The organism is Micromonospora sp. WMMD714, assembly GCF_029581315.1.
Classification (GTDB): Bacteria; Actinomycetota; Actinomycetes; order Mycobacteriales; family Micromonosporaceae; genus Micromonospora; species Micromonospora rifamycinica.
Genome location: NZ_CP120744.1, coordinates 3956424 through 3972527, shown reverse-complemented (window position 1 = coordinate 3972527; position 16104 = coordinate 3956424). Strand labels below are relative to the sequence as shown.

Sequence of the window (16104 nt, the reverse complement as noted above, 5' to 3'; positions counted from 1 at the left end):
TCAGGGCAGCGGCTCCACCCCCGGCGGCAGCTCGCTGGTGCTGGTGGCCGCGTGCACGTAGTCGAGCAGGATGCGCCGCAGCTCCCGCCCGGCGTGGGTGGGCACCACGTCGCGGCGGCGGGCCACCGCGATGGTCCGGCGTACCCCGGGCGGGGCGAGCCGGGTGACCCGGATGCCGGGGCGGCGGCTGACCACGATGCCCGGCACCAGGGCGATGCCCAGTCCGGCCTCGACGAAGCTGAGCACCGCGTCCATCTCGCCGCCGTCGACCGAGAAGGTGGGCTCGAAGCCGGCCTCCCGGCAGGCCTGGATGGTGGCGTCGCGCAGGTCGTAGCCCTCGCGGAACATCACCAGCGGTTGGCCGCGCAGGTCGGTGATCCGCAACTCGCCGCTGACCAGGGCGGCGGGTAGCGGCTCCACCGAGGCGACCACCAGGCTCTCCCGCAGGATCGGGTCCACCCGCAGGCCGGGGTCGGCCCCCTGGGCCGGCATGATGATCAGAGCGAGGTCCAGGTCACCGCGGAGCAGGTCGCGGACCAGGTCCTGCGAGCCGCCCTCCTCGACCCGCAGGTCGACGGCGGGGTGGGCGTCGCGGAACCGGCGCAGCACCGGCGGGGCGAGCGAGGTGGCCAGGCTGGGGGTGGCCCCGAGCCGGACCCGGCCCCGGCGCAGGCCGACCAGCTCCTGCACCTCCCGGGTGGCGGTGTCGACGTCGGCGAGAATCCGCTTGGCCAACGGCAACAGCACCTCCCCGGCGGCGGTGAGCGCGATGTTGCCCCGTACCCGCTCGAACAACGGGGCGCCGAGGTCGGTCTCCAGGGCGTGAACTTGCTTACTCAACGACGGCTGGGTTATGCCGACGATGTCGGCGGCTTGGGTGAAATGTCGTACTTCGGCCACCGCAACGAAGTACCTCAGCTGATGGAGCTGCATCTTCATAGCTTACGGCTATCGAGACTGCGAGTTCGATGCATTGGACGACTGATCGCAGGGCTCCTAGCGTCGGTCAGGTGGTAATCACGAAAACTCGGTCGCCCATCCGCTCCAACGTCGGCCTGAAGGCCGTCATGGCGGTGACGGGCATCCTGCTGGTGCTGTTCCTCGTCGCCCATATGCTCGGCAACCTCAAGGTGTTCACCGGCGAGACCTCGTTCGACCACTACGCCCACTGGCTGCGCGACATCGGCAAGCCACTGCTGCCCGGGGTGTGGTTCCTGTGGATCCTGCGGACCGCGCTGGTGGTGGCCGTGCTCGGGCACATCTGGGCGGCGACCGTGCTGGCCGTCCGGGCCCGCGCCGCCCGTCCGGTGCGCTACGCCCACCGCAAGAAGGTCCGGGGCAGCTACGCCGCGCGCACCATGCGCTGGGGCGGAGTGATCATCCTGCTCTTCGTGGTCTACCACATCCTGGACCTGACCACCGGCACCCTCAACCCGGTCGGCGACGCCAGCAACCCGTACGGCAACGTGGTCGCCGACTTCGCCCCGGAACGCTGGTACGTGACGCTGTTCTACACCCTGGCGATCGTCACCGTCGGCTTCCACCTGCGGCACGGGGTGTTCTCCGCGCTGCGCAGCCTCGGCCAGCAGACCCCCCGGGGCGAGCGCCGGGCCCGCACCGCCGCACTGGTCTTCGCCGTCGCGCTCTGTGCCGGCTACCTGGTGGTCCCGTTCGCCGTACTCACCGGATTGGTGTCCTGACATGGAACTCTTCACCGAGGGCGACCCGATCGCCGACACGAAGGCTCCCGACGGCCCGGTCGACAAGCGCTGGGAGACCCGGCGCTTCGAGGCCAAGCTGGTCAACCCGGCGAACCGGCGCAAGATGACGGTGATCGTGGTGGGCACCGGCCTGGCCGGTGGCTCCGCCGCCGCCACCCTCGCCGAGCAGGGCTACCGGGTGCGCAGCTACTGCTACCAGGACAGCCCGCGCCGGGCGCACTCGATCGCCGCCCAGGGCGGCATCAACGCCGCCAAGAACTACCGCAACGACGGCGACTCGGTGCACCGGCTCTTCTACGACACCGTCAAGGGCGGCGACTTCCGCTCCCGCGAGTCGAACGTGCACCGGCTCGCCGAGGTGTCGGTCAACATCATCGACCAGTGCGTCGCGCAGGGCGTCCCGTTCGCCCGCGAGTACGGCGGGCTGCTGGACACCCGTTCCTTCGGCGGCGCGCAGGTGCAGCGCACCTTCTACGCCCGGGGCCAGACCGGCCAGCAGCTGCTGCTCGGCGCGTACCAGGCGCTGGAGCGGCAGATCGGCCTGGGCAACGTGGAGATGCACACCCGGCACGAGATGCTGGAGCTGGTCGTCGTGGACGGCCGGGCCCGGGGCATCGTGGTCCGGGACATGGTCACCGGCGAGATCAGCACCGAGATGGCCGACGCGGTGGTGCTCGCCTCCGGCGGCTACGGCAACGTCTTCTACCTCTCCACCAACGCCAAGGGCTGCAACGTCACCGCGAGCTGGCGGGCGCACCGCAAGGGGGCGTACTTCGCCAACCCCTGTTACACCCAGATCCACCCGACCTGCATCCCGGTCTCCGGCGACCACCAGTCCAAGCTGACCCTGATGAGCGAGTCGCTGCGCAACGACGGCCGGGTCTGGGTGCCGAAGAACAAGGACGACGACCGCGCCCCCCGGGACATCCCGGAGGACGAACGCGACTACTACCTGGAGCGGATCTACCCCTCCTTCGGCAACCTGGTCCCCCGGGACATCGCCTCCCGGGCCGCGAAGAACGTCTGCGACGAGGGCCGGGGCGTCGGGCCGACCAAACTCGGGGTCTACCTGGACTTCGCCGACGCGATCGACCGGCTCGGCCGCCAGGCCATCGAGGCCAAGTACGGCAACCTGTTCGAGATGTACGAGCGGATCACCGGCGAGGACCCGTACCAGGTGCCGATGCGGATCTACCCCGCCGTGCACTACACGATGGGCGGGCTCTGGGTCGACTACGACCTCCAGTCGACCATCCCCGGCCTGTTCGTCATCGGTGAGGCCAACTTCTCCGACCACGGCGCGAACCGGCTCGGCGCGTCGGCCCTGATGCAGGGCCTGGCCGACGGCTACTTCGTGCTGCCCACCACCATCGCCCACTACCTGGCCTCCGGTCCGCTGGACAGGGTCGACGCCAGCCACCCGGCGGCGGTGCAGGCCCGGCGGGACGTCGAGGACCGGATCGCCCGACTGCTGGCCGTCGACGGCGACCGGACGGTGGACTCGTTCCACCGGGAGCTGGGCCACCTCATGTGGGAGCACTGCGGCATGGAGCGCTCCGAGGCCGGGCTACGCAAGGCGATCGACGCGATCCGGGCGCTGCGCGAGGAGTTCTGGCAGCGGGTCCGGGTGCCGGGTGACGGCGAGGGGCTGAACCAGTCGCTGGAGAAGGCCGGCCGGGTGGCCGACTTCTTCGAGCTGGCCGAGCTGATGTGCATCGACGCCCTGCACCGGGAGGAGTCCTGCGGCGGCCACTTCCGGGCCGAGCACCAGACCCCGGACGGCGAGGCGCAGCGCGACGACGAGCGGTTCGCCTACGTGGCGGCCTGGGAGTTCACCGGCACCGACGAGCCGGCCGTGCTGCACAAGGAAGACCTGAAGTTCGAGTACGTCCACCCTACGCAGCGGAGCTACAAGTGAACCTGACCCTGCGCATCTGGCGTCAGTCCGGCCCCCAGGACAAGGGGCGGATGGTGACCTACCCGGTCGACGACGTCTCCCCGGACATGTCGTTCCTGGAGATGCTGGACGTGCTCAACGAGCGGCTGACCCTCGCCGGGGAGGAGCCCGTCGCGTTCGACCACGACTGCCGCGAGGGCATCTGCGGCATGTGCGGTCTGATGATCAACGGGGACGCGCACGGCCCGCAGCGCGGCACCACCGCCTGCCAGCTGCACATGCGGCAGTTCTCCGACGGCGAGACGATCGACATCGAGCCGTGGCGGGCCCGCGCCTTCCCGGTGGTCAAGGACCTGGTGGTCAACCGGAGCGCCTTCGACAAGATCATCGCAGCGGGTGGCTACATCACCGCGCCCACCGGTAGCGCCCCCGAGGCACACGCCGCCCCGGTGGCCAAGGCCGACGCCGACGCCGCCTTCGAGTCCGCCGCCTGCATCGGCTGCGGTGCGTGCGTGGCGGCCTGCCCCAACGGCTCCGGCATGCTCTTCACCGCCGCCAAGGTCACCCAGCTCTCGCTGCTGCCGCAGGGCCAGCCGGAGCGCTTCACCCGGGTGATCGGCATGGTCGACGCGCACGACGAGGCCGGCTTCGGCGGCTGCACCAACGCCGGCGAGTGCACGGCGGTCTGCCCCAAGGGCATCCCGCTGAACACCATCGGCCGCCTCAACCGGGACTACCTCACCGCCACCGCCAAGCGCGGCGACACTCCCGGCTCCTGAATCCGCCGACGGTCTGACCGGCCGCCTCCGGACCCACCGACCGCCGTACCCCCCGCCCGAGGGGTGCGGCGGTCACCCCCACCCCGTCCCCACGCCACCCACCCCACGCCCCGCCCTCCGCACCGCACACACCGCGCACCGCACACACCGCGCACCGCGCGCTAGATCCTGGATTTGGTGGCCACATGGCGTGCGGAGGCCACTACATCCAGGATCGGGCACGATCACGGCAAGGGGCGAGGACGATCACGGCAAGGGCCGGGCACGATCACGGCAAGGGCCGGGCACGATCACGGCAAGGGCCGGGCACGATCACGGCTCGGTGGGTCGCCGACCTTGGCCGGCCGGTGGCCGGTTCAAGCGTCCCCGCTCGGGTAGCAGTCCCTCGACGGCATCGAGAGGGGACACCAGCGATGAAGGCACTGACCTGGCACGGCACGCGCGACGTCCGGGTGGACGAGGTCCCGGACCCCCGGATCGAAGCGCCGACCGACGCGATCGTCCGGATCACCTCGACCGCGATCTGCGGCTCCGACCTGCACCTGTACGAGGTGCTCGGGCCGTACCTGAAGCCCGGTGACATCCTCGGGCACGAGCCGATGGGCATCGTCGAGGAGGTCGGCTCCGGGGTGACCCGGCTCAAGCCCGGCGACCGGGTGGTCGTCCCGTTCAACATCGCCTGCGGGCACTGCTGGATGTGCGAGCGGCAACTCTTCGCCCAGTGCGAGACGACCCAGGTGACCGCCGAGGGCAAGGGCGCGTCGCTGTTCGGCTACACCTCGCTCTACGGCTCGGTCCCCGGCGGCCAGGCCGAGTACCTGCGCGTACCGCAGGCCCAGTTCGGCCCGATCACCATCCCGCAGACCGGCGCCGACGAGCGCTACCTCTACCTCAGCGACATCCTGCCCACCGCCTGGCAGGCGGTGAAGTACGCCGACACCCCGCCCGGCGGCACCCTGGCCGTGTTCGGGCTCGGCCCGGTCGGGCAGTTCTGCGCCCGGATCGGCCGGCATCTCGGTGCGGGCCGGGTGATCGGCCTCGACCTGGTGCCCGAGCGGCTGGAGATGGCCCGCCGACACGGCATCGAGACGCTCGACGTCAGCCAGCTCGACGACGTCCCCGGCACGCTGATCGACCTGGTCGACGGGCGCGGGCCGGACGCGGTGATCGACGCGGTCGGGATGGAGGCGCACGGCTCCACCAGCGGCAAGCTGGCCCAGCACGCCGCCGGGCTGCTGCCGGACAAGCTGGCCGACAAGATGATCGACAAGGTCGGTGTGGACCGGTTGACGGTGCTGAAGGCCGCCCTCAAGGCGGTCCGGCGCGGCGGCACCGTCTCGATCTCCGGGGTGTACGGCGGCGAGGTGGACCCGATGCCGCTGATGGAGATGTTCGACCGGGGCATCCAACTGCGGATGGGCCAGTGCCACGTGCGCCGGTGGACCGACGAGATCCTGCCGCTGCTGTCCGGCGACGACGACCCGCTGGGCGTGGAGGACCTGCGGACCCACCGGATGCCGCTGGCCGACGCGCCGAAGGCGTACGAGATGTTCCAGAAGAAGGACGACGGCTGCGTCAAGGTCGTGCTCGCTCCGTGACCCGGGTGGTGGTGGTCACCGGGGCCACCAGCGGCATCGGCCGCGCGGCGGCCCGGGAGTTCGCCGGGCGCGGGGACCGACTGGTCCTCGCCGCCCGCTCCCCCGAAAGCCTGGCCGAGGTACGCGGGGAGTGCCACCACGCCGGGGCGGACCAGGTGCACACCGCGCCCACCGACGTCACCGACCCGGCCGCGCTCGACGCCCTCGTCGACACGGCGGTACGCGAGTGCGGCCGGATCGACGTCTGGGTGCACACCGCGGCGGTGATGGCGTACGGGCGGTTCGAGGAGGTCCCGGCGGACGTCTTCGACCGGGTGGTCCGCACCGACCTGCTCGGTGCGGCCGGCGTCCTCCGGGTGGCGCTGCGGCGCTTCCGGGCCGCCGGCGGGGGCACCCTGATCCTCACCGGCTCGGTGCTCGGGCACGTCACCGCCCCCTACATGAGCGGCTACGTGACCAGCAAGTGGGGCCTGCAGGGGCTGGTCCGCACGGTGCAGCAGGAGGCCCGCGACCTGCCCGGGGTGCACGTCTGCCTGGTCACCCCGGGCAGTGTCGACACCCCGGTCTACCAACGGGCGGCGAACTACCTCGGGCGGGCCGGCCGGCCACCGCTGCCGGTCACCACCCCGCAGCGGGTGGCCCGCGCCATCGTGCACTGCGCCGACCGGCCCCGCCGGGAGGTCTCGGTCGGGCGGGTCAACCTGCTCATGCGGGGCGGCTTCACCGTCCTGCCCGGCGTCTACGACGCGCTCGTCGGGCCGTTGATGCGGCGCGGCGGGTTGACCGGGCGGGCCGTCGCCCCGCACGAGGGCGTCGTCTTCGCCCCGGACCCGGCGGGCGCGGCCGTCCGTGGCGGGTGGCTGCCGGAGCTGCCCGCGCTGCTGCGCCGGGCCGGCAAGCCGACCGGTGCGACGGCGGTCGCGACCGCGGCGGCCGTCGCCACGGCCACGGTGCTCGCCGCGGCACGACGGCGACGGTGAGCGCCGGGACGGGCTGATCCGGGGTCGGCGGGTGCCGGCGGAGGAACCCGCGCGCCGTCCCGGGGGCCGGCGTGGGCGCAGGGGTCCGGCGGTGGCTACCGTGTACCGCGGGGACACCGGCGAGGGGGACGACACATGCGGGAACCAGCGGAACGTGCGGTCGAGCGGACGCCCGGCGGGCGGCTGTGGCGGGTGGCGGCCCTGGCCGCGGTCGCCGGGCTGGCGTGGACGGCGCGGGACGTGCCGGCGGCGCTGGGCGGCCGGCTGACCGGTGCCCGCGCGGAACGGGCCGCCCGCTCCGCGCAGTTCCGCGACGGCACCTTCCACAACCGGGTCGCCGTGCGGACCATGCCCGGTGGCGACCCCGACCGCAGCCTGCTCCGCGAGCTGCTCTTCGGCCAGCAGCGCCGCCGGCCGACCGCCCCGGTCCCACTGCTGCGGCCCGCCCCGGCCCCGACCACCGGCGTCGACCGCGAGCTGAGCATCGTCTGGTACGGCCACGCCTCGGCGCTGGTCGAGATCGAGGGGCACCGGGTGCTGATCGACCCGGTGTGGAGCGATAGGTGCTCGCCGTCGGCCGCCGTCGGGCCGAAGCGGCTGCACGCGCCCCCGGTCCGCCTCGACGAGCTGCCCACCGTCGACGCGATCCTGATCTCCCACGACCACTACGACCACCTCGACATGACCACCGTCCGGGAGCTGGTCCGGCGGCAGTCGGCGCCGTTCCTGGTCCCGCTCGGCGTCGGCGCGCACCTCGACCGGTGGGGGGTGCCGGCCGACCGGATCATCGAGCTGGACTGGTCGGAGCGGCACCGGGTCGGCGGCCTGGAGATCACCGCCACCGCCGCGCAGCACTTCTCCGGCCGGGGCCTGCGGCGCGACGGCACGCTGTGGAGTTCGTGGGTGGTCGCCGGGGCGCACCGGAAGGTCTTCTACACCGGCGACTCCGGCTACTTCGACGGGTACGCCGAGATCGGCGCGGAGCACGGGCCGTTCGACGCGACGCTGATGCAGATCGGCGCGTACGACCGGGCCTGGCCGGGCATCCACATGTTCCCGGAGGAGGCGGTCACCGCCCACCTGGAGCTGCGTGGCGGCCTGCTCGTCCCGGTGCACTGGGCGACGTTCAACCTGGCCCTGCACGACTGGTCCGAGCCGGTGGACCGGCTCTGGGCCGAGGCCAAGACCCGCGACGTCAGGTTGGCGGTGCCCCGCCCCGGCGAGCGCGTGGTGGTGGACGACCCGCCGCCGGTCGACGGCTGGTGGCAGACGGTCGCCTGACCGGGAGCCGCCCAGTGCCGCCCGGTGCGCCGCCGCTCACAGCACGAAGGCGTCGGTCCACAGCGCGCCGGAACGACCGGACAGCACGTCCAGCATCGCCACCGCCTGGCCGTCGGTGAGCTGGGCGACGAAGTCGACGATGGCCCGGCCCCGGGCCCGGCCGATCCGGTCCGGGGTCCGCGGGTGCAGCTCGGCCTCGGCCAGCTCCACCAGGTCGGGCAGCCGGCGCGGCAGCCGGGACTCCTCCTCGGGGTCGAGCAGCCACTGCCAGAGCGCGTCGACCAGGGTGTCCAGCAGCCGGGCCTGGCCCCGCTGGTGCAGGGCCAGGTCGGGGCGGGCCAGCACGAACCGGTGGTGGACGAACTTGAGCACCTGCACCTCGTGCCACTGCGCCGGGGCCAGCAGCACGTGCCCGGAGCGCACGTCCGGGGCGGCGGTCACCGTGATCGCGTCGACCAGCCGGGTGGTCCACCGGGCCGAGAACCGGGCCACGTACTGCTCGGCCTCGATCGAGCCGTCGAAGGGGAGCGCCAGCAGCCCGTCCACCAGCTCCTCCCGGACGTGCTCGACGGCGGCGGCGAACGCGTCGTCGTCGGCGATCCAGCTGTCCTTGCGGTGCAGTTGGCGGCGCAGCGCCTCGATCGCCGAGCCGGGGCGGCGGGCCGCACCGGCCAGCGCCGCGTCGGTGACCGCGCGCAGGTGCCCGGCCTCGCGCTGCCAGGCCATCAGCTCGGCGGCGACGGTGCCCTGCTGGAGCACCCCCACCCGGTAGAAGTCCTCCACGTCGTGGATGGCGTACGCGATGTCGTCGGCGGTGTCCATCACCGACGCCTCGACGGTCTGCTGCCACTCGGCGATCCGGCCGGCGAACGGCGCGCGGGCCTGCCGCAGATCCTCCAGCTCGGTGCCGTACGCGCCGAACTTCAGCGAACCGCTGTCCGGTTCGTCCGGCGGGGCGGCGGCGCCCCGGGGGGCGGGACGCAGGTGCCGGGGGTGCGGATCGGGGTGGTCCAGCCGGGTCCACGGGTACTTCAGCATCGCCGCCCGGACGGCGGCGGTCAGGTCGAGGCCGGTGGTGGCCGCGCCGCGGATCTCGGTGCTGGTGACGATCCGGTACGACTGCGCGTTGCCCTCGAACCCGTCGGCCAGCCCGAGCCGCTGCCGGGCCAGCCGGTCGAGCACCCGCTCCCCCAGGTGCCCGAACGGCGGGTGGCCGAGGTCGTGGGCGAGGGCGGCGGCCTCCACCACGTCCGGGTCGCAGCCGCCGAGCTTGTCCAGCAGGCCCCGGTGCGCCGGGTCGGCGGTCAACCGTTCGGCGATGGCGCGGGCCACCTGGGCCACCTTGAGACTGTGGGTGAGCCGGTTGTGCACCAGCAGCCCGGAACCGACCGGGCTGATCACCTGGGTCACCCCGCCGAGCCGGGCGAAGAAGGGTGAGGCGACGATCCGGTCCCGGTCGGCCCGGAACGGGCTGGCGGCGAGGTCGCCGAGCGCTCGGGCACTGCCACCGAAGAGCCGACGGGCGCGCGGATCCGCAGGTTGGTCCATGATCGCCACGCTAGCGCAGCGGCCCGACCGGCACGCCGGCTCGCCCCGGTCCCGGCAAGGCCGTGCGCGCTGCTCCCCGGCCCGGCCGTGCGGGCTGCTCCCTGGCACGGCGGTGCGGGGCGGGCACCGGCGGGGGTGGCGCGCGGCGTCGGGGGCGGGCGGCAGAATGCAGCAGGGAACCCGACACGAAGGCGGATCAACATCGTGACCCAGTCAGTCCATCAGCGGATCGCCGACGAGCTCGGCGTCGCCGAACGCCAGGTGCGGGCGGCCGTGGAGCTGCTCGACGGCGGCGCGACCGTGCCGTTCATCGCCCGCTACCGCAAGGAGGCCACCGGCCTGCTCGACGACGCCCAGCTGCGCACCCTGGAGGAGCGGCTGCGCTACCTGCGGGAGCTGGACGAGCGGCGGGCCGCGGTGCTGGAGTCGATCCGCGGCCAGGGCAAGCTGGACGAGGCGTTGGAAGCGCAGATCATGGCGGCCGACTCCAAGTCCCGGCTGGAGGACATCTACCTGCCCTACAAGCCGAAGCGGCGGACCCGGGCGCAGATCGCCCGGGAGGCCGGGCTGGAGCCGCTGGCCGACACGCTGCTCGGCGACCCCACCCGGGAGCCGAAGGAGACGGCCGCCGCGTTCGTCGACGCCGGGCGCGGAGTGGCCGACACCGCCGCCGCGCTGGAGGGCGCGCGGGCCATCCTCATCGAGCGGTTCGCCGAGGACGCCGACCTGATCGGCACCCTGCGCGAGCAGATGTGGTCGCGGGGCCGGTTGGTCTCCCGGGTACGTGACGGCCAGCAGGCCGCCGGCGCGAAGTTCGCCGACTACTTCGACTTCGCCGAGCCGTACCCGAAGCTGCCCTCGCACCGGATCCTGGCGATGTTCCGGGGCGAGAAGGAGGGCGTGCTCGACCTCACCATGGCCCCCGACGCCGAGGAGGACCCGGACGCCCCGCCGACCGGCCCGACCCGCTACGAGGCGGCCATCGCCGGCCGGTTCGGTGTCACCGACGCGGGCCGGCCCGCCGACCGGTGGCTGGCCGACACGGTGCGCTGGGCCTGGCGTACCCGGATCCTGATCCACCTCGCCGCCGACCTGCGCACCCGGCTGTGGCAGGCGGCCGAGGAGGAGGCGGTCCGGGTCTTCGCCACCAACCTGCGCGACCTGCTGCTCGCCGCGCCCGCCGGCAGCCGCGCCACCATGGGCCTCGACCCGGGCCTGCGCACCGGGGTGAAGGTGGCGGTGGTGGACGCCACCGGCAAGGTGGTCGCCACCGACACGATCTACCCGCACGAGCCGCGCCGGCAGTGGGACGCCTCGATCGAGACGCTGGCGAAGCTGGCCGGGGCGCACCGGGTAGAGCTGGTGGCCATCGGCAACGGCACCGCCAGCCGGGAGACCGACAAGCTCGCCGCCGACCTGATCAAGCGGTATCCCCAGCTCGGCCTGACCAAGGTGATGGTCTCCGAGGCCGGCGCGTCGGTCTACTCGGCCTCCGCGTACGCCTCGCAGGAGCTGCCCACGTTGGACGTCTCGCTGCGCGGGGCGGTCTCCATCGCCCGCCGGCTCCAGGACCCGCTGGCCGAGCTGGTCAAGATCGACCCGCGCTCGATCGGCGTCGGCCAGTACCAGCACGACCTGTCCGAGGTGAAGCTCTCCCGCTCGCTGGACGCGGTGGTGGAGGACTGCGTCAACGGCGTCGGGGTGGACGTCAACACCGCGTCCGCTCCCCTGCTGACCCGGGTCTCCGGCATCGGCGCGGGCCTGGCCGAGAACATCGTGCTGCACCGGGACGCCAACGGGCCGTTCCGCACCCGCGCCGAGCTGAAGAAGGTGGCCCGGCTCGGCCCGAAGGCGTTCGAGCAGTGCGCCGGCTTCCTGCGCATCCCCGGCGGCGACGACCCGCTCGACTCGTCCAGCGTGCACCCGGAGGCGTACCCGGTGGTCCGCCGGATCCTGGCCAGCACCGGGCAGGACCTCCGCTCGCTGATCGGCAGGTCGGCGCTCCTGCGCGGGCTGCGGGCCACCGACTTCGTCGACGACACCTTCGGCCTGCCCACCGTCACCGACATCCTCGCCGAGCTGGAGAAGCCCGGCCGGGATCCGCGACCGGAGTTCCGCACCGCCACCTTCGTCGAGGGGGTGGAGAAGATCGGCGACCTGACCCCGGGGATGCTGCTGGAGGGCGTGGTCACCAACGTGGCCGCGTTCGGCGCGTTCGTCGACGTGGGCGTGCACCAGGACGGCCTGGTGCACGTGTCGGCGATGTCGCACACCTTCGTCAAGGACCCGCGCGACGTGGTGAAGTCCGGCGACGTGGTCCGGGTCAAGGTGCTCGATGTCGACGTGCCGCGCAAGCGGATCTCGCTGACCCTGCGGCTGGACGACGAGGTGCCGGCGGGCGGCGGCCGTCCCCCGGCCGACGGCGGGCAGCGGCGCGAGCGCGGCGCCCCCCAGGGCGGTCGCGGCGACACCCCGGGCGGTCGCCGGGGCGGCGCGGGCGGGGCCGGCGGCCAGCAGGGGGACCGGGGTGGTTCCCGGGGCGGGGCGGCGCAACGGCAGGGTGGGGCGCAGCGGCAGGGCCGGGGCGGCTCCGCGCCGGCGCCGGCCAACGACGCGATGGCCGAGGCGTTGCGCCGGGCCGGCCTGGCCTGACCCAGGCCCGCGCCGCTCCGCCCCGGCACCGACCGGGCGGAGCGGCGACCCGCCGGGCGCTGGGACCGAACCAGGCTCGGTCGGGACGGAGTAACGGGTCGTCGCCGGGTCGCCGGCGGTGGCGTACCGTCGCGGCATGGGTGCTGACGGCGGTCCGGAGTGGCGGGAGCAGCAGCGGCGGGCGGTGCGGGCGCACGCGACGGCCGACGCCCGCCAGCGCGACGGCGAACACGCGCAGGCGGAGGAGCTGGTGGCCCGGTTCACGGCCGAGGCGACCCGGCGCGGGCTGCGGACCACCCGGCTGGCGGCCCAGGGCTACGACGGGCGGAGCCGGTACCGGACCGGACTGACCGGGTGGTACGTGGACCGGGCCGGCCTGCGCGCGGTCGACGTCGACGGCCGGTTCTACCTGCTCACCGTGCCGTCGAGCGTGCGCGCCCGGGTGTTCGGCGTCGACCCGCCGCCGGCCCGGCCGCCCCTGGTCGTCGGCCGGGGCGGTCGGGACGGCGAGTCGGTTCCGCTGGGTGACCTGCTCACCCGCCGGCTCGCGGCCGGCGACGACTGGCCCTGAACCCGGGCCGCTCCACCATCTCGCGCAGGGTGCGCTCGACCCGGTCGGCACCGGCGGCCACGGAGAACACCCGGTCGTAGTGCGCCCGGCCCGCCTGGCCGAGCAGTTCCAGCTTCTCCCGGCCCAGGTCGCAGACCTCCCGCAGGGCGTCGGCGATCGAGTCGGCGTCGCCCGGCCGGGCGGTGATCCCCGCGCCGCTGTCGCGGGCCACGGCGGCGGCGTCGCCCTCCGCGGCGACCAGCAGCGCCCGCCCGGCGGCTAGGGTCGCCTGCACCTTGCTCGGCATCGTGTACGCCGACATGCCGCCGCGCCGCAGGCTCACGTAGTGCACGTCCCCGGTGGCCATCAGCGCGGGCATCCGCTCCCGGGGCAGCTGCCCGAGGAACCGCACGTTCGTCGCCCCCACCGCCCCGGCCCGGCGGCGCAGCCGCTCCTCGGTGGTCCCCGAGCCGGCGATCAGGCACACCAGCCGGGGGTCGCCGACCCGGGCACAGGCGTCGATCAGCGAGTCGAGCCCCTGCGCCTCGCCGAGCGCGCCGGCGTACACCAGCACCACCTGGTCGGTGCGGATCCCCAGCTCGGCCCGCAGGTCGGCGGTGCGGACGCCCAGCGTCTCGTCCGCCCACACCGGGACGTGCACCAGCTTGTGCCGGGGCACGCCCCGCCCGGCGAGCAGGTCGGCGGCTCCCGGCGAGACGTGGGCGACCCGGCTGGCGCTGCGGTACATCGCCCCGCACCAGGCGGCCATCCCCCGCTCGATGACCCGCGACGCCCGGCCGGTGCCGAGGAAACCGCTCGCCACCACGCTGTCCGGCCACAGGTCCAGCACGTGCAGCAGCACCGGCACCCGGAGCGCGTACCGGGCGAACCACATCGGCAGGGCGACGCTGATCGGCGAGTTGCCGACCCAGAGCGCATCCAGGCCCCGCAACGCCGGGGTGCCGGAGACCAGCGCGGAGACGGCGAAGGACCCGTAGTTCGCCACCCGACGCGCGGCGGAACGATCGTGGCTGGGATAGAGGGCCACCCGCCGGATCCGGATCGGGCCGTCGGCTTCGTCGAGCCGGCGGGCCAGCCGGTAGCCGTCGGCCAGCCGGCCGGTCGGGTAGTTCGGGAAACCGGTGAGCACCTGCACGTCGTGTCCCCGGTCGGCGAGTGCCCGGGCGAGCATCCCGGGCAGCGCCGCCGGCCCCGGTTCCGGGTCGAACCACTGGCTGAGCAGGCCGATCCGCATCGGCCTCACCCCGCCGCCACGCCGGCCACCGACCGGTCGGCCGGCTCACCGTCCACGCGCTCACCGTCGGGCCGCTCGCCGTCGGGCCGCCCACCGTCGGGCCGCTCGCCGTCGGGCCGCTCGCCGTCGGCCCGCCACAGAGCGCGCAGCGAGGCGTCGAGGTCGTACGTCGGCGTCCAGCCGAGCACGCGGCGGGCGCGGTCGACGTCGGCGCACATCCAGGGCACGGCCGCCGAACGGGTGGCGTCCGGCGGGAAGCCGCCCTCCCGGATCCGGCCGGTGAAGCCGGCCACGTCGGCCAGCAGCCGGACCACGTCCCGGGTCGCCACCGCACGGCCGCTGCCCACGTTGACCACCCGCTCCGCACCCACGGCCGCGCACCGCGTCGCGGCCAGCACCGCCGCCGCGACGTCCCGGACGTCCACCAGATCCCGGTACGTGTCGTGCAGGCCCAGCGCGATGTCGCCCGCCCCGCCGGCCGCCGCCGCCCGGACCAGGGCGGTCACCCGGGCCAGCATGTTGCCCGGCGGCATCCCCGGCCCGACCGGGTTGAACACCCGCAGCACGATGGTGTCGAGGCGACCGGCGTCGCCCGCCAGCTCCGCCAGCCGGGTCGCGGCGAGGTGGCTCAGCCCGTACTCGCTCACCGGCGTGCCCGGGTACTCCTCCCGCACGGCGCGGCCGTGGGGCACGACACCGTACTCGGCCGCCGAGCCGATCCGCACCAGCCGAGCCCCGGGGGCGGCGGCGGCCACCGCCTCGATCAGTTTCGCGGTCGTCACCACGTGCGCCTGCACGAAGTCGTGCCCCGATCCGACGATCCGGCCCGCCGCCGTCACCACCGCGTCCGGCCGTTCCCGGGCGATCAGCGCGGTCAGCTCGGGCAGGTCCATCCGGACCAGGTCGCACCGGGTGCGGTCCGGCGACCGGACGGTGGTGTGCTCGGCCAGCAGGGCACGGATGTGCCGGCCCAGGAATCCGCCGGCACCCAGCAGCAGCACCCGGCTCATCGGCGGGGCGCGGCGTCCCGGTCGGCGGCCGCCGACGGGGCGGGTGGCTGGTCGTTGCCGGTGAACTCGTGCCAGGTGGCCGCGCCGGGGGCCGAGATCCCCTCCCGGCTCAGCACCACCCGGACGGTGGTCAGCAGGATCCTCAGGTCCAGCAGGAAGGACCGCCGGTCCACGTACTCGACGTCGGAGGCGAACTTCGCCGTCCAGCTCAGCGCGTTGCGCCCGCGGACCTGGGCGAGGCCGGTGATGCCCGGCCGCACCTCGTGCCGGCGGGCCTGCTCGGCGTCGTAGAGGTCGAGGTAGCGCACCAGGTGCGGGCGGGGGCCGACGACGCTCATCTCGCCGCGCAGCACGTTCCAGAACTCCGGCAGCTCGTCGAGGCTGCTCGCCCGTAGCCACCGGCCCACCCGGGTGAGGCGCTGCGCGTCGGTCACCAGGCCCCGGTCCGGGTCGGGGTGGCGCATGGTGCGGAACTTCACCACGTCGAACAGTTCGCCGTGCAGGCCGGGCCGGGTGTGCCGGAACAGCACCGGCCGCCCGTGGGTCACCAGCACCAGCAGGGCGACGGCGGCGAACAGGGGAGCGCCGACGGTCAGCACGAGGAGCGCGCCGACCACGTCGAGCAGCCGCTTCCAGCGGTCGTACGGCCGCCGGGTCGCCGGGTCGGTCCCCGGTCGGGTCGACGGGTCGGAGCCACCGGCGCGCGGCTGGGCCGCATGGACAGCAACTTTGGACATGGAACACACCTACCACCTTTACGGCGGGCGGCCCGCGCTTTCACATTTGCCACCCCGGGCGGGTCGACAATGGCCGGCGAGCCAACTCGGCGAACG

The 16104-nt window shown here is 74.1% G+C and carries 13 protein-coding genes; 8 read left to right on the top strand and 5 right to left on the bottom strand.

Going from position 1 to position 16104, the window contains the following annotated elements:
- Nucleotides 1-939 carry a LysR family transcriptional regulator gene (locus O7625_RS17435; protein WP_282339949.1) on the bottom strand — a complete coding sequence of 313 codons (939 nt, stop codon included), beginning with the start codon at nucleotides 937-939 and terminating at the stop codon, nucleotides 1-3.
- A 77-nt stretch (nucleotides 940-1016) separates the two neighbouring features.
- Between O7625_RS17435 and O7625_RS17430 the strand changes: the two genes are divergently transcribed.
- The 6 genes from O7625_RS17430 (at nucleotide 1017) to O7625_RS17405 (ending at nucleotide 8256) form a co-directional block, all read left to right on the top strand.
- Nucleotides 1017-1700 (top strand): succinate dehydrogenase cytochrome b subunit, encoded by a 684-nt coding sequence (locus O7625_RS17430; RefSeq protein ID WP_282346991.1) that lies wholly within the window; start codon nucleotides 1017-1019, stop codon nucleotides 1698-1700.
- Nucleotide 1701: 1 nt separating this feature from the next.
- Nucleotides 1702-3639, top strand: a complete 1938-nt coding sequence (locus O7625_RS17425; RefSeq protein WP_282339948.1) for a fumarate reductase/succinate dehydrogenase flavoprotein subunit — start codon at nucleotides 1702-1704, stop codon at nucleotides 3637-3639.
- Entirely contained in the window at nucleotides 3636-4397 is a 762-nt protein-coding gene (locus O7625_RS17420; protein ID WP_067314475.1) for a succinate dehydrogenase/fumarate reductase iron-sulfur subunit, read from the top strand. Before O7625_RS17425 ends, O7625_RS17420 begins: the two co-directional genes overlap by 4 nt.
- Before the next feature lie 413 nt (nucleotides 4398-4810).
- Complete coding sequence (locus O7625_RS17415) at nucleotides 4811-5995, top strand: zinc-dependent alcohol dehydrogenase (RefSeq protein WP_282339946.1); 1185 nt, start codon at nucleotides 4811-4813, stop codon at nucleotides 5993-5995.
- Nucleotides 5992-6975 carry an SDR family NAD(P)-dependent oxidoreductase gene (locus O7625_RS17410; RefSeq protein WP_282339944.1) on the top strand — a complete coding sequence of 328 codons (984 nt, stop codon included), beginning with the start codon at nucleotides 5992-5994 and terminating at the stop codon, nucleotides 6973-6975. The genes O7625_RS17415 and O7625_RS17410 overlap by 4 nt, the downstream gene beginning before the upstream one ends.
- A gap of 135 nt (nucleotides 6976-7110) precedes the next feature.
- The gene (locus tag O7625_RS17405; RefSeq protein ID WP_282339942.1) at nucleotides 7111-8256 is read left to right on the top strand and encodes an MBL fold metallo-hydrolase; all 1146 of its coding nucleotides are present in this window, start codon (nucleotides 7111-7113) and stop codon (nucleotides 8254-8256) included.
- Between the two features lie 36 nt (nucleotides 8257-8292).
- Here the strand turns inward: O7625_RS17405 and dgt are convergent, their stop codons facing one another.
- A complete protein-coding gene (gene dgt / locus O7625_RS17400; protein ID WP_282339940.1) occupies nucleotides 8293-9804 on the bottom strand; it encodes a dGTP triphosphohydrolase in 1512 nt (503 codons plus the stop codon).
- A 204-nt stretch (nucleotides 9805-10008) separates the two neighbouring features.
- On the opposite strand from dgt, the gene O7625_RS17395 reads away from it, so the two are divergent.
- Nucleotides 10009-12456 (top strand): Tex family protein, encoded by a 2448-nt coding sequence (locus O7625_RS17395; RefSeq protein ID WP_282339939.1) that lies wholly within the window; start codon nucleotides 10009-10011, stop codon nucleotides 12454-12456.
- A gap of 136 nt (nucleotides 12457-12592) precedes the next feature.
- On the top strand, nucleotides 12593-13027 hold the full coding sequence (locus O7625_RS17390; RefSeq protein ID WP_282339937.1) for a hypothetical protein: 435 nt from the start codon (nucleotides 12593-12595) through the stop codon (nucleotides 13025-13027).
- On the opposite strand, the gene O7625_RS17385 is transcribed toward O7625_RS17390, so the two are convergent.
- Genes O7625_RS17385 through O7625_RS17375 form a run of 3 tightly spaced genes read right to left on the bottom strand, consistent with a single transcriptional unit; the run spans nucleotide 12990 to nucleotide 16008 of the window.
- Complete coding sequence (locus O7625_RS17385) at nucleotides 12990-14261, bottom strand: glycosyltransferase family 4 protein (protein ID WP_282339936.1); 1272 nt, start codon at nucleotides 14259-14261, stop codon at nucleotides 12990-12992. The two genes, O7625_RS17390 and O7625_RS17385, sit on opposite strands and share 38 nt — an antisense overlap.
- 5 nt (nucleotides 14262-14266) lie before the next feature.
- The gene (locus tag O7625_RS17380) at nucleotides 14267-15271 is read right to left on the bottom strand and encodes an NAD(P)-dependent oxidoreductase (protein ID WP_282339935.1); all 1005 of its coding nucleotides are present in this window, start codon (nucleotides 15269-15271) and stop codon (nucleotides 14267-14269) included.
- Entirely contained in the window at nucleotides 15268-16008 is a 741-nt protein-coding gene (locus tag O7625_RS17375) for a sugar transferase (RefSeq protein WP_282339934.1), read from the bottom strand. The genes O7625_RS17380 and O7625_RS17375 overlap by 4 nt, the downstream gene beginning before the upstream one ends.
- Between the last annotated feature and the right edge of the window lie 96 nt (nucleotides 16009-16104).